General features: G+C 52.2%; 19 protein-coding genes and 1 riboswitch. Of the genes, 9 read left to right on the forward strand and 10 right to left on the reverse strand.

Features of this window, described 5'->3' with window-relative positions; translation table 11 throughout:
- Positions 1-24: 24 nt before the first annotated feature.
- From CJ187_RS08855 to CJ187_RS08875, 6 genes are all read right to left on the reverse strand, one after another.
- Positions 25-522, reverse strand: a complete 498-nt coding sequence (locus CJ187_RS08855) for a DDE-type integrase/transposase/recombinase (RefSeq protein WP_102216411.1) — start codon at positions 520-522, stop codon at positions 25-27.
- Positions 523-595: 73 nt separating this feature from the next.
- Positions 596-901: an IS3 family transposase gene (locus CJ187_RS09465; protein ID WP_102216410.1), complete on the reverse strand. Its 306-nt coding sequence runs from the start codon at positions 899-901 to the stop codon at positions 596-598.
- A 452-nt stretch (positions 902-1353) separates the two neighbouring features.
- A complete protein-coding gene (locus CJ187_RS08860; RefSeq protein WP_102216409.1) occupies positions 1354-2352 on the reverse strand; it encodes a LacI family DNA-binding transcriptional regulator in 999 nt (332 codons plus the stop codon).
- 148 nt (positions 2353-2500) lie between these two features.
- Positions 2501-3355 (reverse strand): carbohydrate ABC transporter permease, encoded by an 855-nt coding sequence (locus CJ187_RS08865; protein ID WP_199171062.1) that lies wholly within the window; start codon positions 3353-3355, stop codon positions 2501-2503.
- On the reverse strand, positions 3352-4347 hold the full coding sequence (locus tag CJ187_RS08870; protein ID WP_199171061.1) for a carbohydrate ABC transporter permease: 996 nt from the start codon (positions 4345-4347) through the stop codon (positions 3352-3354). The genes CJ187_RS08865 and CJ187_RS08870 overlap by 4 nt, the downstream gene beginning before the upstream one ends.
- Positions 4334-5644 carry an ABC transporter substrate-binding protein gene (locus CJ187_RS08875; RefSeq protein WP_102216407.1) on the reverse strand — a complete coding sequence of 437 codons (1311 nt, stop codon included), beginning with the start codon at positions 5642-5644 and terminating at the stop codon, positions 4334-4336. The genes CJ187_RS08870 and CJ187_RS08875 overlap by 14 nt, the downstream gene beginning before the upstream one ends.
- Positions 5645-5827: 183 nt before the next feature.
- Between CJ187_RS08875 and CJ187_RS08880 the strand changes: the two genes are divergently transcribed.
- Entirely contained in the window at positions 5828-7630 is a 1803-nt protein-coding gene (locus tag CJ187_RS08880) for a glycoside hydrolase family 2 protein (protein WP_102216406.1), read from the forward strand.
- 375 nt (positions 7631-8005) lie between these two features.
- Positions 8006-9580, forward strand: a complete 1575-nt coding sequence (locus CJ187_RS08885; protein WP_158237723.1) for an FGGY-family carbohydrate kinase — start codon at positions 8006-8008, stop codon at positions 9578-9580.
- 8 nt (positions 9581-9588) lie between these two features.
- Here the strand turns inward: CJ187_RS08885 and CJ187_RS08890 are convergent, their stop codons facing one another.
- The 3 genes from CJ187_RS08890 to CJ187_RS08900 form a co-directional block, all read right to left on the reverse strand.
- Positions 9589-10527, reverse strand: a complete 939-nt coding sequence (locus tag CJ187_RS08890) for a serine hydrolase domain-containing protein (RefSeq protein WP_102216404.1) — start codon at positions 10525-10527, stop codon at positions 9589-9591.
- A gap of 221 nt (positions 10528-10748) precedes the next feature.
- The gene (locus CJ187_RS08895) at positions 10749-11660 is read right to left on the reverse strand and encodes an ABC transporter substrate-binding protein (RefSeq protein WP_102216403.1); all 912 of its coding nucleotides are present in this window, start codon (positions 11658-11660) and stop codon (positions 10749-10751) included.
- A gap of 29 nt (positions 11661-11689) precedes the next feature.
- Positions 11690-13105: a phosphotransferase enzyme family protein gene (locus CJ187_RS08900; protein WP_102216402.1), complete on the reverse strand. Its 1416-nt coding sequence runs from the start codon at positions 13103-13105 to the stop codon at positions 11690-11692.
- Positions 13101-13203, reverse strand: a riboswitch (TPP riboswitch). Its footprint overlaps the gene before it by 5 nt.
- Positions 13204-13542: 339 nt before the next feature.
- Here CJ187_RS08900 and CJ187_RS08905 point away from each other — a divergent pair.
- The 3 genes from CJ187_RS08905 to CJ187_RS08915 all read left to right on the forward strand — a co-directional run bounded on the left by CJ187_RS08905 (position 13543) and on the right by CJ187_RS08915 (position 17115).
- A complete protein-coding gene (locus CJ187_RS08905) occupies positions 13543-14985 on the forward strand; it encodes a uracil-xanthine permease family protein (RefSeq protein ID WP_102216401.1) in 1443 nt (480 codons plus the stop codon).
- A 245-nt stretch (positions 14986-15230) separates the two neighbouring features.
- Positions 15231-15536, forward strand: a complete 306-nt coding sequence (locus CJ187_RS08910; protein ID WP_102216400.1) for a DUF2316 family protein — start codon at positions 15231-15233, stop codon at positions 15534-15536.
- A gap of 169 nt (positions 15537-15705) precedes the next feature.
- Positions 15706-17115 (forward strand): YibE/F family protein, encoded by a 1410-nt coding sequence (locus tag CJ187_RS08915; RefSeq protein WP_233187334.1) that lies wholly within the window; start codon positions 15706-15708, stop codon positions 17113-17115.
- Positions 17116-17210: 95 nt separating this feature from the next.
- Here CJ187_RS08915 and CJ187_RS08920 read toward each other — a convergent pair whose 3' ends face one another.
- Positions 17211-17885 carry a TetR/AcrR family transcriptional regulator gene (locus tag CJ187_RS08920; protein WP_102216399.1) on the reverse strand — a complete coding sequence of 225 codons (675 nt, stop codon included), beginning with the start codon at positions 17883-17885 and terminating at the stop codon, positions 17211-17213.
- 278 nt (positions 17886-18163) lie between these two features.
- On the opposite strand from CJ187_RS08920, the gene CJ187_RS08925 reads away from it, so the two are divergent.
- From CJ187_RS08925 to CJ187_RS08940, 4 genes are all read left to right on the forward strand, one after another.
- Entirely contained in the window at positions 18164-18907 is a 744-nt protein-coding gene (locus CJ187_RS08925) for a glycerophosphoryl diester phosphodiesterase (RefSeq protein ID WP_102216608.1), read from the forward strand.
- 2 nt (positions 18908-18909) lie between these two features.
- The gene (locus tag CJ187_RS08930) at positions 18910-20325 is read left to right on the forward strand and encodes an MFS transporter (protein ID WP_233187333.1); all 1416 of its coding nucleotides are present in this window, start codon (positions 18910-18912) and stop codon (positions 20323-20325) included.
- A gap of 190 nt (positions 20326-20515) precedes the next feature.
- On the forward strand, positions 20516-21463 hold the full coding sequence (locus CJ187_RS08935; protein ID WP_102216398.1) for a biotin--[acetyl-CoA-carboxylase] ligase: 948 nt from the start codon (positions 20516-20518) through the stop codon (positions 21461-21463).
- Positions 21460-23385: a biotin carboxylase N-terminal domain-containing protein gene (locus CJ187_RS08940; protein WP_102216397.1), complete on the forward strand. Its 1926-nt coding sequence runs from the start codon at positions 21460-21462 to the stop codon at positions 23383-23385. The genes CJ187_RS08935 and CJ187_RS08940 overlap by 4 nt, the downstream gene beginning before the upstream one ends.
- Positions 23386-23448: the final 63 nt, after the last annotated feature.

The following is a 23448-nucleotide window of genomic DNA, read 5'->3' on the forward strand; positions in this document are numbered from 1 at the left end:
TGCCTGTAAGTCGTGGACAGATGGTTAAGCGGCTATTAGCGCCGCTGTTGCTTGCCCTAGCGATAACTTATAAGCCACCGGACTGAGAAATCCGATGGCAGAATGTCGACGGCAGCGATTGTGGAAAACCTCAATCCGCTCACCCACACCGTCATAAACCTTTGCCCTGGTGGCGGAAACATTCCAGTAGAAACACTCAACCTTCAACGTCGCCCAAAACGACTTCGCCATCGCGTTATCCCAGCACACCTCAGTCCTTCCCACTGACATCCGCACACCAATCTCACCGGCAGCCTTGTCGGGCTGATCACTGGTGAACTGTGTTTCACGGTCAGCATGCAAAATCACCTTCTCCGGCAAGTGCCCCCGCAAAGCACGAGCCCGGGTCAACGCTTCGATCACCAGATTCGTGTCCTGCCGCGGCCCCATGGTATACCCGATCACCCGACGGGAATGACCGTCCCGGATCGCACACGGAAACACCCAGCTCTCACTACTGCGCAGATACGTAAAATCCGTGATTCAGGCGACGTTGACACACCGCCAATCCCAGGTACATTCACATAAATCCTTGTACCGACACTCCACCTGCTTTTTACTCCCAGGCACTTAAGGACCTCGTCGATAGCCCTTCCAAACCCTTGCGTTTCATAGACCATGCCACCGTTTTACGGTCGACGCGCATGCCAGCAGCATGCAGGTCAGCGGTGATTCTCGGAGCACCATAGGTACCACGCGAGCGGCCGTGGAACCACTGGACCTGCCGATTGAGGTCGCGTTGGCGTGCACAGCGCCGACTAAAGGTGTGCCGGCGTTTTATCCAGGCGCAAACCCCAGACCGAGAAACCTCCAGCAGCCGTACCATCATGGTGACCGAGTTGTTCGCCTTCTCCTTGACCATTAGCTCATACCGTTCCGGTGCTGTTGCTTCGCGATGAAGAAGGCGCTGACTTTCCCCAAAATTCGTTTTCTGCCTACAAATCAGCCACTTGGCGGCGAAGTCGACGGATCTCTGTGGCCATTTCGTGGGGGTGATGGTTGGCCGTTGTCGGATGCGGTGCGCCAGGCACGTTATTTTTTAACCCAGGTACCGACCAATTGCGCGCTGAATTCGAGTTGTTTATCGACTGCTCGGATCGTTTGCCGGTGTCGAGGACCAAGCACGCAGCTCCGCGGCAATACTCCTCGGTGTATCGGCGTCGTTGTCCCATGCAAACATACTCCCGCAAAGCATGGTGGCCCCGCTAGTCCGGTGTCGACAACAAAAAGGGAAACCCCAGTTGAATACCTGGTCTCTGCTTGGAAACAGGCGATAATAAACAAGTTGGTAACGTTCACACCTTGCAAAACCAGTCATGTGCTTTGACGTGAAGCTATTGTGAACTTCACGAAGTGTTTTCTGCCGGGACCTTCGTATCCCTCAATTCGTTCCTTCAACATCGCCAATGCAGTTTTGGCGATCTCGACTTTGTCTGGTGCTACGCTACTTAAACTGGGAGTCGAGTAACGCGCTAGTTGCGTATTGTCCCACCCCAGTATTGCGATGTCTTCGGGAACGCGTAGATTCATATCACGAATTGCGCGCAATGCACCTATAGCTAAACGATCATCTCGACACAGCAGAGCGTCAAATTCTAAGTTCCCTGAAATAGCATCCTTAGTGGCCTCGTAAGCCGACTGAATCGAAAATCCGTCCAGTTGAAGAATCATTTCTTTGTTTTGCTTAATCTCTGAAAGAGCAGCTCGATAGCCTTGCAAACGTAATTCTGTTGAGCCTGTAAAATCATCCGAGATTCGCCCTAGGAAAGCGATCTGCCGGTGGCCTCTATCGTGAAGTGAAACAGTTGCTGCGTGCGCAACTTCGATGTTATCCACCAAGACGTGATCCGAGTTTTCAGTGGTTGTAGACTCACCGAGCAATACGATTGGAATGTATTTTGGAACTGAAGAGATCTCCTCTTCGCACATACCCATGGGGTGAAAAATTATCCCATCAACAAGTCCCACTTCACGATCCCTCAAAACCGCACGCTCCGACTCGGTGTCATTTAGAGTTTGTTCAATTAGTACCCTATATCCGACGGTCTGTGCATACTCTGCAACGAGGCGTGCAATTTCACTGAAGTAAGGGTGATCCAGTTCTGGAAGTGCTAAAGCAATCATTCCAGTTTTTCCTGTTACTAATTGTCGTGCTGTAACGTTCGGCCTGTAATTTAGAACTTCGATAGCATTCTGAACTTTTGTTCTCAGTTTAGGGGACACGTGCTTGTACCCATGAACTACATTGGAAACTGTCTTAACGGAGACATCTGCATACTGTGCAACGTCAACGAGTCTAACTTTGTGGGTCATGCGGTATCGTCCCTATAGGAATCGCAATATTCTATCTGTTACTACAGTAACAGTTGTAAACGCTTGTAAGGTAACTACGGCGTAGGTTACATGTGCTCAAGTTGTCGTAAATGTACAACGCACGCGTAGTCACAGTATTCACTGTTGGTTAGCCTTTCACTGCGCTGCCAGTAACAGATTCAACTATCTGACGTTGTGCTACAGAAAACAACACTAATACAGGCACTGCTGCGATAACGGCCCCCGCCATTACTACAGGAAAATGTGTTCTGTAAGCTCCTTGCAACATGGAGAGTCCTGGCTGTAGTGTCAGGTGCTCTGGGGAGAGGAGAACGTAAACTGGCCATAGGAAATCATTCCAATTATTTAAGAACGACAATACTGCAAGAGTTGCGAGTGCAGGCTTAGCTAATGGAAGAACAATCTGTAGAAATATTCTGAATTCTCCGGCACCATCAATCCGTGCTGATTCCTCAATCTCTCTTGGAATATTAACGAAAAACTGTCTCAAGAAGAAAACTCCGAAAGCACTAGCTGCGCCTGGAATAGTGATTGCTAATAGCGTATCTAACCAGCCGAATTCTTCCACTATAAGGTAATTTGGAATAAGAAACACTACTGGAGGTACAAGTAGAGTTCCGATAATCAAACCGAATATAAATTTTCTACCGGCAAACTCAATACGTGCAAGCGCATAGGCAGCCATTGAAGCAGTGACAAGTATTAATATAGTTTGCGCAGTGGCGGCCAAGAACGAATTTGTCAGCCATCGGATGATTGGCTGCTCACCACTCTGAAATGTTTTATATGGGGCGAGCGTAAAGGGATCTGGAAGGCCGAAAGGATCTTGTATAGCGTTTGCGTCAGTCTTGAACGAAGTAAGTAAAGTCCATATTAAAGGCATCAGTATTATAAGCGAAAGCACCGCCAACATTATATAGAGAGACACCGTAGCTAGGTGTGATCTCCTGGGATTCCTTGGTTTAGATTTTCTTGTCCTCACTTTAGTCGACCCTTACTTTTGTCTTGCTGTAAACGGAAGTTAATAACGCTTAGAATTGCTAGGAACGCAAACAGAATATAGCTCATTGCCGATGCGTACCCCATATTGTTTTGGGATAATCCTTGGTCTGAGATGTACATAATCGCGGTCCTAGTTTCCGCTCCTGGACCACCAGCTGTTATTAGGAACGATTGGCCAAACATGTTTGCAGATGCGAGGAGCGTAGTTGTTGTTACGAAGAGCATCACCTGGCGTAGTCCAGGCAGAGTGATAGAGATGAATGAACGCACGGGACCTGCGCCATCCAACAGCGCAGCTTCGTATAGGTCCGGGTTAATTCCCTTCATACCTGCAAGGAATATTACTGTGTTCAACCCCGACGTCCACCATACAGTTACGCCTACCAGTGAAATCCAGACCCAAGGGGTATCTACAGTCCATGGAATGTCACCCGGTAGTCCAAGCATGGATAGCAAGTGGTTAAGAACTCCGGACTGCGTGTCTAGAATATACCTCCAGATGACCCCAACCACGGCAACTCCTAAAACATATGGTGCGAAAAATACCCCACGAAAAACTGTCGCAGCACGCATTTTTTGGTTGAGAAGGACGGCGATGAACAACGGAATAATTATTAAGACCGGCACGCTTAACACCATAAATAGGGCGGTTGCGCGCATTGATCGCCAAAAATCTTGTGCGAGCGCATTCTCAGGTGAAAATAAGGTTAGAAAGTTGTTTAACCCAACAAATGTCTGGCTTTCTTTAAATGGACTATAGTCAGTAAAACTGATCCAAAGTCCGAAGAATGCCGGTGCAATGACGAATGTAGTAAATAGAACAAGAAAGGGTAAGAGGAACAGATATGCCGTAATGGATCTCTTAAGTTTCCGGTGTTTGTTTGCTCTAGATAGGCGATTGGCCCGCGGGCCTCCTGTACACGAGGAGGCCCGCAACATGATCTCTTGAGACTCGGCTCTAGTTGTTCCCATACTTCTGCCTATTCTGTTTAAGTATCTGATTCACTTTTGCCGCTGCGTCGTCTAATGCCTTCTTAGGCTTCTTCTTTCCGGTTAGCGCTTCGTTAACTGCGGTAGTTATTAGACCGTTAGCTTCGTTAATTCCTGGCGATACAGTCTCATAGTGAGCGTAGGGAAGCTCTTCCATGAAAGGCTTTAGATTTGGATACTTCTTGACTAAGTCAGCACTTTCTCGAACCGAGTTTGTGGCAGGAAGTTCTCCCGTTTCTGCCCAATCGGTAGAGTTCTCGTTCATCCACTTTACAAATGTTGCTGCTGCAGCAGTCTTACTACTGTCTTGTCCTTTGTTTGCGGGGAAGACCCAGTGGGTTGAAGAAGACCAAACCGCCTTTTCATTTCCTATTTGCGGAACAGGCGCGGCAGTCCAATTTACTTTTTCCAGGGCGGTATTAGTAGTTTGCCATACACCGTTCCAGTTAAAAGCTGCTTTTCCGGAGATTAAAGCGTTAAAGTCACCGTCTTGAGCTACGTCCGCTGGACTGTATCCTTTGTCAATCATATTCCGCATCCAAGTTAGTGCTTTAACACCTGCCTCTGAGTTAAATGCTGCCTCTGAGACATCCGTGTTGTAGGGGGAACCACCGTATTGCCAGAGTAAACTCAAGAACTGATACTGTCCCGTAAACTCGAAGCCATCAACCCAGTCTCCTTGCACACCTGAAGACTTCATTTTTTCTAAGGCTTCCAGATATTCCTTTTTATTCGTAGGGACTTCTACAACCCCAGTTTTGTCTGCCACATCCTTATTAATAAATAGTCCTAGTGGGGTGACACTCCAGGGGATAGCGTATTGTATGTCCTGATAATTTCCTTTTGCAAACACTCCAGGTGGAAAAGAATCGTCGCTGTACTTTAGTTCTTTAACGATTTCATCACTCGAAATCAGAAGATTCTGAGCTGCATAAGTTGCGATGTCGTTTCCGTGCAAAACTGCTACGTCAGGACCCCTACCTGACTTTATCGCGAGGGGAAGCTTAGAACCAAGCTGACTCCATTCCTGAGGAACAGCCTTGACTGCAATGTTATCGTGCGTTGAATTAAACTTATCGATAAGCTTCGGAACAATAGTTGGAGCTGCTCCACCCGTCCATCCATGCCAAAAAGTTACTTCAACCTTTGGGCCGCTGTAGTCTCCACCTTCAATTTTGGATTTGGTCGCAGCGCCTTGTTGACCGCCTGAGCAGGCAACTAGTCCAAGAGTGAGTGCGAACGCAGCTAACCTAGCTAATCGTTTAATGGGTCGAGCCATTATTCTCTCCTTTGAGATCGAACCCAGTTCCGGTCTCTTGAGTCGTGAACTGTGGTAATCAACTATTACGTAAACGTGTCTATAGGATGCTTACGTATGCCACACTGTACAACGTTGTAAATCTCGAGTCAAGAGAAACGAGTGTCGCTTTACAACGCTGCAAAAGAGTTGCATTATTGAAGAATGTTCAAAGAAGAAGTACCTACCCGCTTCCCGAGTAGGCAAGATGGAAATTATCCAAGACCCCAACTAATGCGTAAGGGGTGGGCAGATCTCTGTGGTCCATGGAACTTTGTTTTCGATGACGCAGACGAGGGAGTGCGACAGCAATGGTGGTCGAATTTCCCAACCTATAACCGTCTAATTGAAGTTCCATTTCCATTTGAGTCGCCTAAATCCGGCATCGATGATCAAGGTTTTCACCCAATTATCTGGTATTCAAGGACCATTTCCGCTAAGGAAATTGCTTCTGCCGGATTTATGGAGGGAAAACGGCTTCTAGTACACTTTGGTGCAGTCGATTATTCATGTGATATTTGGGTCAACGGCCATTGTCTGAAGCATAATGAAGGTGGGCATGTTCCTTTCACGGTTGATATAACGTCTGTAGCAGATCTTAATTCCGAAGTGACACTTGTGGTTCGCGTTGAAGATGATCCGGCCGATGTGGAAAAACCTCGCGGCAAGCAAGATTGGCACCTGGAACCGCATTCTATTTGGTACAAGCGTACTTCAGGTATATGGCAACCTGTGTGGATAGAATCAGTGCCAAGCCTCTATGTTGACTCTGTCCAATGGTATACAGACCTACCTGGCGGAAGAGTGTCTGCGAGTATAGTTTTGTCAGGTGTTCCTGATGAGGTAATCGACGTCAGTGTTGATTTGCTTCTCGAGGGGACAACTGTGGGGTTTGCTGCTGTGAAGAGCAGGAATAGAACGATTACGATCTCGTTAGATATAGCTCAATTGCAGAATGGTCAAGCCCAACAGGAGGTGCTTTGGTGTCCTGAGAACCCAGTTCTTTTTGATGCAATTATTACCGCGGGGAAAGACGAAGTAACTTCTTATTTTGGCATACGGACAGTCGAAGCGAAAGACGGTGTGTTTAAGTTAAACGGACTTCCATACTATATCAGAGCAGTTCTTTCACAAGGATATTGGCCGGAATCATGCTTGGCAGCTCCGACTAATGAGGCGTTACGAAATGAAGTAGAACTTATTAAGCAGCTAGGGTTTAATTCTGCACGGGTGCATCAAAAGTATGAGGATCCAAAGTTGTTGTACTGGGCCGACAAATTGGGAGTAATAATTTGGGAAGAAGCTCCTTCATGTTTTGCTTTTTCTTCTGACTCGGTTGTAAGGACAATTAGCGAGTGGACTAGAATTATAGAGCGAGACTTTTCGCATCCATCTGTCTGCGTATGGGTGCCTTTGAACGAGTCCTGGGGAGTGCAACAAATCGCATCCAGTCGTGAAATGCAAAAATTTGCTGAGGGAATGGTTGCAATTACAAAGACTCTTGATAACACAAGGGTTGTAAGTTCCAACGATGGCTGGGAGCAAGTAAACACGGACCTGGTTGGAATTCATGATTATGATGAGGATCATGACAGTATTCGTTCAAAATATGAGACGCGTAAATCAGTATTGAAGCTAATCGAAGGGGTAGGGCCCGCAGGTAGACGGCTAGTTCTTCGGGGTGACTACCACGATCTTCCTTTCATGCTCACTGAATTTGGAGGAATCTCACTACTAGATACTGGGCAAGATGACTCCTGGGGATATTCAAATGCAAATAGCCGTAATGAGCTAGAGCAAAGGCTGGGGACGCTGTTCGAGGCCGTAAACGCCGGCTCAGGAATAGCGGGATTCTGTTACACGCAGCTGACAGATACCGAACAGGAGAAGAATGGGCTGCTTGATGAGTTTCGAAACCCTAAGCTTCCATTTAACACACTGCGCAGAATTGTGAAAGGCGAGAAATAGAGTTGTCAATTGCTTTAATTGCGAATCAATATGCAGGTGCAAGGAATAGATTTGTAAAACAATCGATTGTAATGGACGGAAGAGAAGCGTGGTGAAGAAGAACGGTCGTTAAACGATAACAGTCTATTTCAGATTTGTTTCATGTAGTGGTTGCTATCTGCTTCAGCTCTGTAACAAAAACTATTATGCTGCTAATAGACCTTCGATGTTTGTGTAATTATCGATTTTCTAAAGACGTACGCAGTAAAGTGCGTATCCGCGTACTCGCATCGCAATTTAGTGAATAAATCTTACGCTAATAGCTATACTATATTCTAAATGGATCCACTTTGGTGAACCTACGTTAAAAGTGTACGAGGTCCTATGAGGGAGTCGATGATGACTAAATACTTCGCAGGTATCGATGCGGGAACTACAGGTGCAACTGTAATAGTGTTCGATGAACAAGGAGATGTGCGTAGTTCGGGATATTCTGAATACCGTACCAAGCATCCATACTCAGGCTGGGTTAACCAGGACATGACAGAACTTTGGAATGGAATTTGTGACGCTGCCAAGCAGGCTACTAGTCAGTTTCCTGACGAAGTATCAAAAATCTCTTCCATAGGAGTATCTTCGCAGCGAGGAAGTTTTGTGCCTGTAGATAAGCAATGGAATCCTTTACTAGAAGCGATCGTGTGGTCCGATGGAAGAGCGACAAGAGAGGCAGACTGGATTGCCGATACTATAGGTTCTGAACGATACTATTCTATTACCGGTCTTTCTGTTTCTAGTTTATGGGTATACGCCAAGCTAATTTGGTTAAAAAATAATTGTCCGAACATATTGCGTAAGTGCTGGAAGATTGTAAATGGTCAAGAGTGGATTCTGCATAAACTCGGTTCGGAAAGTATGTTTGCGAATCCTTCGGCGTTGAATTATAACGGAATGTTTGTGTTGGATAAGCTTGATTATTCACCAGAACTGTTTGAACGTGCAGGGTTAAATCTAGACTTAATGCCGACAATTAAGGCCAATCTGGAAAGTGTGGGGGAAATATCGAAGGTTGCTGCGGAAGAGACTGGATTTTCCGTGGGCACGCCAATCAGTCCCGGGGGTGGAGATCAGCAATGTGCTGCGGTGGGGGCGGGGATAAATAGGGAGGGGCGAGCGGAACTTTCGATAGGGACCTCGGCTGTGATGGTCGCACAGCTTGATCAGGCGCCCGATATGAAGCTGAATCGCGAGAGTGGTATTTCTTTCGGTGCGCATGCGATTCCTGGTAAATGGGACATGGAGGCCACTGCACATGCGGCGGGCGGGGTTCTGCGGTGGTGGCGGGATACCTATGGGCAGCCTGAAGTAAGGGCCGGAAAAGAGTTAGCTCTTAGCCCATATGACCTTATTACTCTAGAAGCAGCGGACGCCCCGGTTGGGTCCGACGGTTTATTGTTCTTTCCCTTCTTCAACTCCCAAGCAAATCCGTACTTCCACGACAATGCACGTGGCGGCATGCTTGGAACTTCGCAAATACACACGCGGAAGCATACGGCCCGGGCTACTCTAGAGGGTGTGCTATATGAGCTCCGCATGAGCGTCGAAGCTATGGAGGAGAGCCAAGGTTGCCCGTTTGAAACTATTCGCTTGTCAGGTGGAGGGGCAAGATCTGATTTCTGGAGTCAAATGCAAGCGGATGTATACGGGCGAAAAGTAGAGCGGCTACAGGTCTCTGAGTGTGCGGTATTAGGTGCGGCAATGCTAGGTGCTGTGGCAAGTGGAGAAATCAATAGCATAGATGAGGCAGTTGATAACATGGTGCATACGCGAGGTTTTATAGAACCTGACATGCATAATCATGCGATTTATAGTGAGTATTTTAGCGTGTTTAAAAATGCCTTCATAGCGCTAATGAGCCACGACGTATACAACCAATTAGCACGTGCGAATGAAAAGGTGCGATCCATGTTGTGAGATAGGGGTCAGTAGAGCAGTTCTATTGTCTTGTCTACTAGCTCTTCAAGGCGGGTAACGTCGTGTTGCCGGGCTGTAGTTACAATTACCGCATTTCGGTCGGGGACTACCACTAGAGATTGTCCATCAGTTCCGTGCCCAAAAAAGATGCCATTTTTAGGGCTTAACCAAAGGCTCGAGCCGTAAGCCCACCTACGGAAATATGGATTAGTAATTGTGTCTGCGTGCGGGGTGAACTCGGTGAATTGCTTCATCCTTTCTATCCATTTAGCGTCTACGAGGCGCTCACCATGATTCAACAGTAGTTCCCCAATTCTAGTTAAGTCACGGGGGCCGAGCCAGAGACGAGTTGCGCCCGCTAGATATTTTCCATACTTCTGCCACTCGTAATGATTGATTCCAAGTGGCTTGAAGAATTTCTCATGTGCGTACGTTAATAAATCCTTGCCAAGAAGCTCTTGTAAGAAAGCTGACAGTAAATAAAATCCAGCATTTGAGTAAAGATAAAAAGTTCCCGGTGGGTAGGTGATGGGATTATTAATTACGTGCTCTACGTAATTATCGTCGCTTACTCGTGCAACATCTTGCCGCATCATGAGGACCTTAGAAAACCCTACGGTATGGTTCAACAAGTGCTTGACCTGGAGTTGTTCCAGGTAAGATCGATTGGACTCTCTTGAGAGATGAGCGCATCTAGAGAGGACGGGCCAAACTCTTGTGTTTTCAGTTAACTCGGGGTTCTCGCCGACTACGATTCCGAGGACCAATGCGAGTACAGTTTTTGAAATTGACCGAATGTCGGATAGGTTCCTTCCTCCAGGGAATCTATGGTACATAAAAGTGTTTTCTTGTTTAACGGCAAAATAGTCCATTTGTAATTTCTCGCCGTCTCGATCACGTGCTGAGTAAAACAGTTTCACTAACGCATCGAATTCTCGCTTATGCATCAAACCACCATGTTCAGAACATAACTTACCTATTAGACGATCATATAACGATTATATGGATGGTGCCTAGCATGAGATTTCTAGCGAGTACCGCAAATGGTGTACGAATCACGAGAACGACGCGCGAATTAGTACTAGGCAACCGCATTCTTCAAGCCAAATTAAGGTCTATTTCTACGGTCTGCAGCTTGAGTGCAGAGTGTGCTCATGCGCCTAACTCGTTAGCTTTCCAGGAACTTGTTTGTGTGCGCTTGCGCAACCGAGTCCACGTTTGCGTCGCAGAACCCACCGTCGACCATCCACTGGGCGTAAGAGCGCATCAGATCCTCATCCATAAAACCCCATTTACCATTAGGTGCAAACCAAGTGGGCGTCATGAACTCCAAAGAATTACGTAAAACATCTGGATCCGTATTACACATCGTTGGAGCCAATATTTCTAGGGTTTCCTGAGGATTATCGCGAGCAAACTCGTAGCCTAAGGCCGTGGCCTGCACAAAATCACGCACCAAACCAGGGTTTTCCTCAACAAAAGAATCTGTAGCACACAAGTAATACGCGTGGTGAGGGGTCACGCCAACGTCATCAAAACTAAGCTGCACAACCTCAGAAATAGGAGACACACCCTGATAAGACTCCCAGCCTAGAACGTTAAAAACAGCGTCATACACGCCCTTCTCAACAGAACGAATGTCCGGCTCATACGGGAACGGGTCCAACACGTTCACTTTGGAAAAATCTGCGCCTTGAGCTTCCATCGCCTCCACAACCATGTTCGTCAACCGGGGGACCGGTGGAATCGACACCCGCTTCCCCTCCAGATCTGCGAACGAAGAAATCCCCTTCGACTTCAAACTAATGACCCCGCCCAACTGATTTTGATTAAACGTAGCCAAAGCGCGCATCGGATTGTCAGTAGAACGCGTTTCCAACAACTCACCTAAACGCACAGCGGCGAACTGGAACTCCCCAGCCACCGTTAAATCAACAGGGGTACCACGATCCCAACCATCCCACACGATATCCACATCAAAACCGCGGTCCGCATAGAACCCCTTCTTACGAGCCACGAACATACCCGCGTGATTCGGCCACGCCGTCACATACTCCAACCGCATCCGAACAAGCATCATAACTCCTTACAAAATGTGTTAATCATAGATTAAAACTGGTGGCCCTCACCGGTTAAAAACCAGCGGGAATGGCCGAGTAAAGAAAAGTCGTACGCCCAATCCGCCAACCCCGCCGTTGCCGCCGGTGCGTACGCGGCGTAACGAATCATATCTAGTGAAAACTCAATATGACTAAGCGCAATCATCGGACCCAACGCCCGTTTTTCCGACGAGGACAACGCCAATAACTCGCTGTAACCAGCCAGAATATCCTTTGCCACTTGAGGGCGGAAACGCACGCCGGGGGTGGGCGTGTCCGGGCCTGCATGAGCATCGGACTCTTTGGTCTTGCTTGCGTCTGAACTTCTGGTGGTGGCGTCAGTATTGCCGTCTGCCTCAGTAATGGCATCAGCGTCAGTACTGCTGATGGTCTCAGTGCCGGTATCTGCGTCAGTACTGCTCCTCGCGCCCTCGGTTATCGAAATCCAATCAATCGCATGCCGCTCCAGCGCGAGTGCCAAATCGAAAATCGGGGGATTCAAATACGCCAGACCGAAATCAATCACGTCACTAACCCGGTGCCCATCCCAGAACGTGTTCGAAACGTGCAGATCACCATGCGTCCACCGCAACGACTCACCGGCCACCGCGCGGGCTTGCTGCCGAAGCGGTTCCAGCGGCGCTAAATCTGCCAGCAAATCCCTCCCCGTGTGGGCCAGGTACTGCGCTACCTCGGGTCTGGCTTCCAAAAACTTGTCCACCGCCTCAGGGAGGTCTTGAGCCAACATTAGGGTAAACCGGTTTTGATACGGCCCCTGAGGGATTTCCCGAGGTTCAGGGGTACCCACAGTTTCCATTGCCAAACGCACTCGAGCCACCGTTCGGCCCACCTCCCGCGCATCCGCACGGGTAAACGGTGGACTCCAAGAGGGCTGGTTGCGATACCGGTCTTCGCCGCGCGCAGCCTGACACATCTCGTAGACCCACGGCCCCTCAAACGCAATCGTTTCACCATTGGGGAAAGGCAAGAAACGAGGAGCACGCAAACCGTTGCCGATTGCTTGATTCACTGCTTTATGCACAGCTTTCAAAGTTTTTGTGGGCACCAGGGTGGGGTCGTAGCGCTTCAAAAATACGCGCTGTCCGTCAGCATCCGCAAGGGATCCCGCGGCCATCGGCCGGTTACTGTTTTGAACCACCTGCACTTTTGAAGCGCTTGTAACCGCTTTGATTTCGCGAGACGTCATCGCCGGCCAAATCGGATCCACCACCCGCATCTGCTCATCCTTATCCATATGCCGGGTTTTATCCGCGGTGGCTTTGCCGGTGTTTCTTGAAGTGGCGTGCTGGGCGGCATTTTGGGCCGTTTCTGAAGTGGCGTGCTGGGCGGCGGCCGCCTGTTTCAGATTGGTTCCTTGACGACTACTGTTCGAGTTGTAGCTCTTATTCTTCTGATCGCTCGGCATGAAAACTTCCACTTCCCTTCGCCAGCATGACCTGGATCAGGTTCAACGGTCGGAGGTAACCTCCCTCTCAGCCCCAACGGGCTCCCGTGTTCAAGCACAGGCTACCGAGAATCACGCATGTCGTGCAACACAGGCTCGCGGATGGCAGCGGAGGTACCTCGCGCTCAAAAACGAAGGTACCCGCGGCAAAAACTATCGGGATTGCTCTAAGGCGAGCCCAGGTACCCTCATGCAAAACAAAAGCGGTGACGCCCCAGTGGCCCCAAGTACCCTCATGCAAAACAAAAGCGGTGACGCCCAACTGAGCCAGGTACCCTCAGGGGAGAAATACGTGAAACGCGCTACAAGATGGAGGATAATGCGAGAAAAATGGTGGGAACAGCATAGACTATCTGCGGCTTAAAACAAGTCCCAGATAAAACACAAGGAGTGCCCAAATGGCAGTGAAATGGAAACTGCACGGAGACGGCGTGCACATAGCCCCCGGTGACGTGGTTCAGCCCGATGAACGGCTCGCATGGCCCGCCACAATCGGAATCGGGATGCAACACGTGGTGGCAATGTTCGGAGCCACATTCCTCGTTCCGTTACTAACTGGTTTCAATCCTTCAACGACATTATTTTTCACAGGGATTGGAACCATTCTTTTTATCCTCATTACAGCCGGGAAACTTCCAAGTTATCTCGGCTCTTCTTTTGCCCTCATCGCCCCAATCACCGCCATCACCGGATACGTCCAAGGTGGAGGCGCCATTGACCCACACAGAATGGCGGTCGCACAAGGTGGAATCATCTCCGCAGGCCTGGCGCTCCTAATCGTCGGGTTAATCGTCATGGTGGCGGGCCACAGGTGGATCGACGTGCTCATGCCCCCGGTTGTTACAGGCACCATCGTGGCCCTCATCGGATTCAACCTGGCTCCCGCGGCGTGGAACAACGTTAAACAAGCTCCCGTAACCGCAATCGTCACCATCGTTTCCGTCCTCCTCGTGACCGTCCTGTTCAAAGGAATCGTCGGACGCCTATCGATCCTAATCGGTGTGCTCATTGGCTACGCGTGCGCTGTGATCCGTGGGGAAGTTGATTTTTCCACCCTGTCCGACGCCGCCTGGGTGGGCCTACCCAGCTTCCACGCTCCCGCATTCGACATCTCCGCACTTGGACTCTTCGTGCCCGTCGTCCTCGTGCTCATCGCAGAAAACGTGGGGCACGTGAAATCCGTGTCCGCTATGACTGGGCGCAACCTAGACACCCTCACAGGCCGGGCCCTGTTCGCCGACGGGCTCTCCACCGTGTTCGCTGGTTCCGGTGGTGGTTCCGGTACCACCACGTACGCGGAGAACATTGGGGTTATGGCCGCCACCCGCGTCTACTCAACAGCCGCCTACATTGTTGCCGCGCTAACCGCGCTCGCACTGTCCATGTTCCCCAAGTTCGGGGTGCTGATCGCCACGATTCCCGTGGGAGTACTTGGTGGGGCTGCGACGATCCTGTACGGCATGATCGGCATGCTTGGCGTGCGCATCTGGGTGCAGAACCGCACCGACTTCTCTGACCCCGTCAACCTGAACACAGCAGCAGTCGCCATGGTGGTTGCGATAGCGAACTACACGTGGCACTGGGGAGACATGGTGTTTGAGGGAATCGCACTAGGCTCGTTCGGCGCCCTTGCGATGTACCACGCGATGCGGTGGATCTCTCGGCTAAGGGGTACCTCGCTGGAATCCGCCAGCCCCGCCTCCGCACCAGCCGGTTCCGAACTGGAACCCGGGCAGCTGGAACGCTCCTGGGACCGCGGAGCAGACGGGAAACAAGCCCGCACCCACCACGACCAGCGCTTTGAATCCGCCGACACCAAACCAGGTACCCCCAACGCGTAACCGGGTTTAGTGCAATAACCACAGCTGTTGCTCCATGTTAGCGGTGTGCGGCCTGATGAGTTTTTCACCGGCCCGAAGCCCGCTTTAGAAACGTAGCTCAGCTTAGTTACGCCGCGTTCCCTCCTCAGTAAGGAAAACTCGGATCAAAACCGAGGTTGACCTAACTGGGGAGGGAACTAATTTCTACTCCTTTAATTACGTGTCTTACCACTGGGTATCATTAGGTAACTTACTGAAAGGCCGCCATGTCAATAAACGCTAAACAATGCGACGCAACCGCGCATGAACTGCAAAACCTGTGCAATAAACTCACGGTTTCACCCGCGTGGATTGCGACGAAACTGGGGTATGCGAACGAGCAGTATTTACATGAGGTACTTGCAATCGCGCCCAGCGTTAACCCCGCGGAAGTGTGGCGGGTGCGCGACTTCCTGTGCGCGGTAGCGGCGAAAGAGGGGGTGAGGGTACCTGCGTTCTCGGTGCTGAAAAGCAGCATGCGTTCGACTGCGAAAATGTGGTTCGGTAACTGGGAGGTGCCGGCTGTCGACTAGTCGTTGTTGCTCTAAAACTAGATGTTGCTGTAAAACTCCACGTTGCGTAAAGCCCCGCGCGGTAGGTGAAAACGCGTGTAGGTGCCCCCGACCGTTGATGAGAACTATTCGCGACTAAGGGTAGGGTAAGTACGTACTTAACCTCATCGCATAACAAGGGTAAACAAGCATGTCGCACGCGCACCACAACCACGGGCCCCTAGAGCTGCCTCGCAAACGCCTACTCAGAATCAGGCTCACACTAGCCGCAATAGTACTGCCATTAGCGATCGCCACGGTCGTCGGGTTGGTGCTTCTGTGGCCGTCAGGGAAAACCCCCGTCGGAAGTGTCGATGCCGTACATAAAGACGCCACGGCGGGCGCCGCTACCATAACCGATTTGCGTCCAGAAACGTGTGCGGAAGTAGGGGGTACCTACGGAGGGGAAGGAGGTGCCTCGGGTGGAACAGGGGGCACATCTGAAGAGGAGGGTACTTCCCAAGTGGAGGGTACCTCGGGTGGTGATGGACCTGGCGCAGCTAACGCCGTGTGCGCGCGCATAGACCGCGGGTTGAACGTTGGTCAAACCGTTGTCGTGCAAGTACCCCCGGAGGTGTACCAGTCCCTCAAAAAAGGAACGCACCTGAAAATACTGCAAAATAAACTCCCGGCCCAGAGCAGTGTGGGAACCCCCGAACCGACGGCGGAAACCGAACCAAATCAAGAGGGTGCTTCTGGTGTCGACGCTACCCAGCCTCAAAACCCGGACGCTACCCAGCCTCAAAACCCGGAGGTAATTACCTATTACTGGGATATTGAACGCGGTACCTCGATGGCAACTCTAATCGCAATTTACGTGGTGCTCGTACTGATCGTAGCGAGGGTACGTGGGGCTGCGGCGATCTGCGGTCTAGCTGCGTCCGTGCTCGTCCTCTTATATTTTGTGATGCCCGCACTCATGAGTGGGGAACACGCGCTCGCGGTAACGCTAACTGGCATTAGTGCAATGATGTTCTCTTCCGTGTATTTAGCACACGGTATCTCGATCCGCACAACAACTGCGCTGCTGGGCACATTCGGTGGGGTCGTGCTGAGTGTCGTAATCGCGGTTTGGCAGGTGGGAGCCAACCACCTCTCAGGCGCATCCAACGAAGATGCGCAACTGATCTTCGGCTTCATTCCCGCTATTTCTCTGCAGTGGCTTCTGATCTGCGGAATCGTAATTGCGGGGCTGGGGGCGCTCAACGACGTGACCATCACGCAAGCGTCCGCGGTTTGGGAACTACATGAAGCTAACCCGCGCATGGGGCGGGCACGTTTATTTGCCCGCGCAATGCGGATTGGGCGCGACCACATCGCCTCCACCGTTTACACCCTGGCGTTCGCGTACGCAGGTACCGCCCTGCCTGCACTCCTGTTAGCGCTCATGGTTCGGCGCAGCGGTTGGGACCTGGTGACTTCCGCATCCATCGCCGAAGAAATAGTACGTACCCTCATCGCTTCCATCGGGTTGATTGCCGCGATACCGCTCACCACCGCCGTAGGTACCCTCCTTGTTTCCATCACGAAACCACCCGTAGCCGAGCCGCAAGTGCGCTGAGGTATGAGGTCTGCAAAAGCAGGCTCCGCCTCGGGCACGTTTGCGCAGTCTCGCGCACCTATGCAAGATAAAAACGGTTTCGGGCGGTAATGTAGCTAGTTATTTTCCTGAGGTTCTGACGCGGCAATCTCCTGAGGTTCTGACGCCGCCATCAGGAGTATCAAAATGGTCTCTAAAATGTCCCGCACCGGGGAATCCGCTGCGCTACTAACTGGGGGAAGAGCAGATGCGGATCTGCGCCACGAGTCCACTCCCGCTGCGCGCATCACAATCCCAATAACCGCGTGCGTTAACGGACGCATCGGAATCGTGGGGGTACGTCCAGACGCCGCGAGGATGGTTTCCATGCAGCGCGCTAGTGCCTCATTAAACTCATTATTAATCTCCAAAAGCCGCTGCGCCCAATCCGTGTCCCGCACAGCCCGCATCATCAGTTCAGAATGCAGAGTGTATACGTTGCCACCCACCCCGATGGCGTCCAGGAAGTCGAACAACAACACCTGCATAACCGTGCGGGTATCCCCATCGATGTGGTGGGACTGCCACTGCTGCATCTGCTCCTCAAGAGTGTCAATCAGGTTGGCGTACTCTTCCTCTGCCATCGCTGCCAGCAGTGAATCCTTAGACGCAAAATTTGAGTAAAACGCGCCCCGCGTAAACCCCGCCTTAGCGCAAATACGTTCCAGTGAACAGTGCTCCACACCCTCCGTCATTATCAACTCGCGGGTAGCTGCGATCAAACGATCCTGGGTTTGAAGCCTAGTGGACACGGACGCTCCCCTCACTCAAAGTTGCTAACCAGGATAATATCAGCCCGAAACGCCCCTCGCTGGCACCGCTCACACGCGACCATCGGCACCGCTCGCACGCGATCATCGGCGCCGCTCACACGCGCATAAACGTGCATTTTAAGCTGCAAAAACTGGACAAATGTTCGGCAATTAGGAAGAAATTTCTTAGATGCTCGTAAAGCGTACTATGATGTTTTCCGGTTGTACACGGCGCGGTGTCGAAAGACGCTCACGATGCAGTGACGAAAGAAGGAGAAATGAATACCGAACGAATAGTGTTTGCACACCGAGGGCTGAACTCCCAAGCCCCAGAAAACACCATGGCAGCGTTCCGCAAAGCAGTGGAATGCGGCGCCCGGTGGATTGAAACAGATGTGGACATAATCGCTGATGGCACGCCCATCATTTGCCATGACACACAGCTGGATCGCACCACAAACCGCGGGGGTACCTACTACGAAATCAGTAGCGAGGACCTCAACAGCATCGACGCGGGTACATGGTACGACCCACAATACGCCGGTGAACGCCTCCCGCAGCTGGCTCAGCTAGTGGACTACATGAATGAAACCGGGCTGAACGCGAACATCGAAATCAAATCCAACGAACAGGGCCGCAAACGCACCCTCGAACTGATCGACACCGTTATCGAACACCTGGAACGCGTTAAGAAATCCAAGATCATAGTTTCGTGCTTCAACCACGTACTACTGTACGAACTGCACCAGCGGGCGCCTAAACTGCCGATCGGTGCGCTTTACGAAACCTGCGCGCTCTACGACGACTGGCGGTCAACCTGCGAAATGGTGGGCGCCTCCTACATTCACCCAGAAAACGAGGGGCTAACCAAAGCTCGCGTACAAGCCTTCCGGGAAGCGGGCCTGGGTGTGAACGTGTGGACCGTTAACTCGCGCGCGCGAGCCAACGAACTATTCAACTGGGGCGTGACCGGCGTGTTCACGGACTACGCCGACAAACTACTAGACCTGGAGCAAAACTAAACGTGAGCAAGAATATTAATCCCATCCAAGACACAGCTGCCATAAACCAGGCAGCGCAGCAGGCGCAGCAGAAGAAGTCGCGCCTCCCCATCTTCTTGAGGCGCGGCCGAGTCGGCGGATTCCTCACCGTCGTCATGGCGGGGCAGCTGACGTACAGTGCGTTCGAAGCATTTAAAGGTTCCTTAATGCTCCCGCTGTGTAACGCGCTGGGAATCACAGTCGGCCAGTTCGGTACCCTCATGAGCTTCATTGGGATCGCCATGTTCCTCTACCCAATTGGTGGGTGGGTGAACAACCGGTTCACAATCCGTTCCCTACTGATTACGTGGAGTGCGTGGCGGCTCGTCACCTTCCTCGCGCTCTACATTTGCGCGCTCCCGTTCATGCCGGACATGCCATTCAAAGTGATGATCGCGATCGCGATTTCGTGGGGCGTGTGGGACGCACTCGGTTGGCCAGCGGTAGTTAACGGCGTGACGCTGCTATCTAAAGACGCGAACACGCGCGGGCGCGGTCTGGCAATGAGTTTGCTAGAAACCATCCGCCGCGGCGCCGAATTCCTCATGAATGCCGTAATCTTGCTGCTGCTGTGGATCTACCCGGGCAGTGCGAAAACGATCATGCTGGCATTCGGGTTTGGCTACACGTTGCTGCTAGTACCCCTCATTATTCTCATTTTGCGCACCGTACCGAAGAACGCGATTGCGGAGCACGAGAACATGTCGAAAAACACCGCTGCCCTGTACGGTTTGTGGCAGGTGCTGACACGTCCGCGCGTGTGGCTTGCAGGGGTGGCGGGCATGTGCCTGTATTGGACGTACGTTAACTTGATTTACTCGTCCGCGCCTTACGTAAAACTAGTGTTCAATGCATCCGATTCTGTTTCGGGGGTATTCGGAATTATTACGACCGGGGCAGTGGGGATGCTAGTTGCCCTGGTTGCAGGTGGTTTAGCCGACTACGTGTTCAAGTCTTCGACGTTAATGCTGGGGGTCGCGCTCGCGATTTGTGCGGTAGCGGCGGGAGTGGTCTACCTACTGCCTGCGGACCAGTCCATGCTGTGGTTTGCCATGAGTTTGCTGGTTTTGATGTCCGTTGGGATTTTTATGGGTAAAGCGGTTATTTTGGCGCCGATTGCGGAGCTGAACCTGCCAGACCAGATCAACGGTTCAGCCATGGCCATCGGTTCCCTGGCGGTGTACGCACCCGTGTTCTGGGGGAACTTCATGACCGCAGGCATTATTGACCGCCATGCGGATAATCCGTACGAGGGGTACCAGGTGATCTTCCTGATTACCCTGGCCGTGGCTGTTATCGGAGCGGTGTGCGCGTTCGTGCTCGCGATGATTAACCGTCGGATCGACCACCGGAACGCGCAGGCGGGCCACCTGAGTGCGCAGGAAAGTGCGGTGAAGTAGTTCTCGCCCTAATTCTGGGCTTGTTTTTACCCTGAGGCTGCCCCGCACCTAAATGTAGGTGTGGGCGGCAGTGGGGTGGGCTGTTGCGGAGCACGCTGTGCTGCGCAACAGCATATTTTTCGCTTAACTGCAGGAAATATACAGAGGTGTATTTGTCTTTGATACTCGTTCTTTCGATGATGAACGACAAATGAGTATTCAACGACACAACGATGACGCGCTAACAGGCGCGCAAGCGAAGCAAGACGACGAATGGCAGCTGTGGGCCCAGTTCCCAACCAGCGTGTGCCCCGATTTGACGTACATGCGCGAAACCGATTCGACGAACGCGCAACTAGTGCAGCAAGTAGAGGACACGATTGCGCAAGGCCAGGTCAGTAGCTTAGAGCCATACACAACGGTGGTGGCCTCGCAACAAACGCAGGGCCGGGGTAGGTACGCGCGCGCATGGATGGACGCGCCGGGCGCGTTACTGTTCTCCACCCTCGTGAAAGTACCGACCCCGTACCTTTCGTGGGTGACCTTGGTGGCCGGGCTGGCCCTAAAGAAAGCAACCCAGGTGCCGAATACGCAGCTGAAATGGCCCAACGACCTGCTGCTGGACGGGCGGAAAATAGCGGGAATCCTCAGTGAACACGTTGCAGCCGCCGGGCAAACTGAAGCTGAGGGCGAGCAGCACTGGGTAGTAGTCGGCGTGGGGCTTAACATCGGCCAGGTACCCTCGGTGGAAAACCCATTGAATGCAGTGCCAGCAGGGGCTTTAGAGACTGATCCAAACGAGCGCCCCCAGATCCTCAAGCGATTCCTAGAAGAACTACGCACCTACCTGCAAGACCTGACGCAAGTAAACGCGGGCGAAGCAAAACTGCGTGAATGGCAAGCAGAATACATGGGCGCGTCAATCGGTGCGGGCAGTGAGGCGTCGGTGACGCTCGCGACCGGGGAACGGTTGGAAGGCACCATGCTTGGCGTGGGGCTGCTAGGAACCCTGGAACTTGAAGTGGACGGTGAACGCCGGTCAGTAACCACAGCCGATGTGGCGCTGTCAGCCAAAGCAGGCACCGACCCCTCGCGCGTGGGCCACGTTGAAATACGTGATGAGGGGAGCGAAGCGGCTAACGCGGAAGGCTCGCGATGAGCGTTACCAAAGTTCTGGTCGCGAACCGCGGAGAAATCGCGGTGCGGGTGATCCGCACGCTGCGGCAAATGCGGATCCCATCCGTGGCGGTTTATGCAGATCAAGATCTGAACACTTTACCGTGCGATCTGGCGGATGAAGCGTGGGCGCTTGAGGGTACCACGGTTGCGCAAACCTACATGAACGGTGCTGCGCTGCTAGAGGTAGCGCAAAAATCTGGGGCGGACGCCATCCACCCCGGATACGGCTTCCTCTCTGAAGACGCAGCGTTCGTGGCCGACGTTGAAGCCGCCGGCATCACCTGGCTGGGCCCCAGTTCCGGTGCAATTGAACGCCTGGGTGACAAAATGCAGGCCCGCAGCCTCGCCCACAGCGCCCACGTGCAAACGATTCCCGGCTGCGAAGTACCCCTGGATGAAAACGGGGTAGAAACCGTACTCAAGTTCGCTTCTGAAGCTGGGTACCCCCTCGTCATAAAACTAGCGAACAGCGGGGGTGGGCGTGGTATCACCCGCGTGGATAGTGATGCGGATGTACAGCGGTACTTTGACGACCACGTAGGCGACCCGAACCTCGAGCACAGTTTCGTTGAAAAACTGATGCTGAACTGCCGCCACGTAGAAACCCAGTCTGTACGCGACCAAGCGGGGCACTTCCAAGTGGTGTCCACCAGGGACTGTTCGGTGCAGCGCCGAAACCAAAAAGTGGTGGAAGAAGCACCCGCCCCATTCTTGAAATCTCACACAAACGAGATGCTCGACGCATACTCAAAAGCCCTGTTCGAAGCCGCCGGCTACGTGGGGGTGGGGACGTGTGAGTACCTGGTGGACCGTGACGGCAACGTGTTCTTCCTGGAAGTCAACCCGCGGCTGCAAGTGGAACACACGGTGTCGGAGGAAGTGGCTGGCATCGACCTGGTTGCTGAGCAAGTGCGGATCGCGCGTGGGGAAAACCTACATCCGGTGACGGGGGTACATGGGTGTGCGATTGAGGTGCGGGTGACCAGTGAGGACCCGGCGAATGACCTCATGCCCGCATCCGGCACGGTCACAGGCGTGGTATGGCCCGGTGGTCCGGGGGTACGTATCGACTCTTACCTGCGGCCCGGGGATGCGATTGGGGGTGCGTTCGACTCACTGATCGGCAAAGTGACGGTGACTGCACCGACGCGTCCGCAAGCAATCCGCCTGCTGCAAGGCGCGTTAACTGAGTGCGCAATCCAGGGGGTACCTACGTCGATTCCGCTTTTGGAAGCGATTATCGAACACCCGGATTTCCAGTCTCTAGACCCGTCGGGAAGCCCGCAGGTACCCGCGGATAGTGCGGATGTCCTTGCGGATGAGTCTGAAACAGCGGCGGACAGTAGTGGTGATCACCAGTACGCCGTGCACACCAAGTGGCTTGAGCAGTCCCATATTCTTGAGGATCTTGCGGAAAACGGTGCGGAATCCAATGAGGGTACCTCGGGTGAACCTCAAAGTACCCCCGAGGAACTAGACACGTCCCTAACGGATCTGAGCATTGAAATCGATGGGCGCAGAACTAAACTTCGCGTGCCCCAGTGCCTCATCACTAAAAACGGTGTTGGCGGTGGTGCGGTGGGAAAAGACGCAAAGCCACTTACCGCTCAACCGCTGTTAGGTAAACGGAAAACTAACCTGGCGAACCAAGCTGGTGGGGATGGCCAGGTGACTGCCCCAATCCAGGGCACCGTTGTGAGGGTAGTGGCGAAAGAAGGGCAAACCGTTGAACAAGGGCAGACACTGCTGGTCCTTGAGGCCATGAAGATGGAAAAACGCGTGGATTCCCCGTGCGACGGCGTGGTGGAAGACATTGCGGTTGAGACAGGGGACGCGGTTTCTGCGGGGCAGTTAATCGTGACGGTTAAAAAAGCTGAGCAGGCAGGTGAGGGCGATGAGTAAAGTACAGTTGCTACCCGCGCGTGACGCTGACGCGGAACAAGACGATAAAGAGATCGGACGTAA

Source organism: Gleimia hominis (assembly GCF_002871945.2).
GTDB classification, from domain to species: Bacteria; Actinomycetota; Actinomycetes; order Actinomycetales; family Actinomycetaceae; genus Gleimia; species Gleimia hominis_A.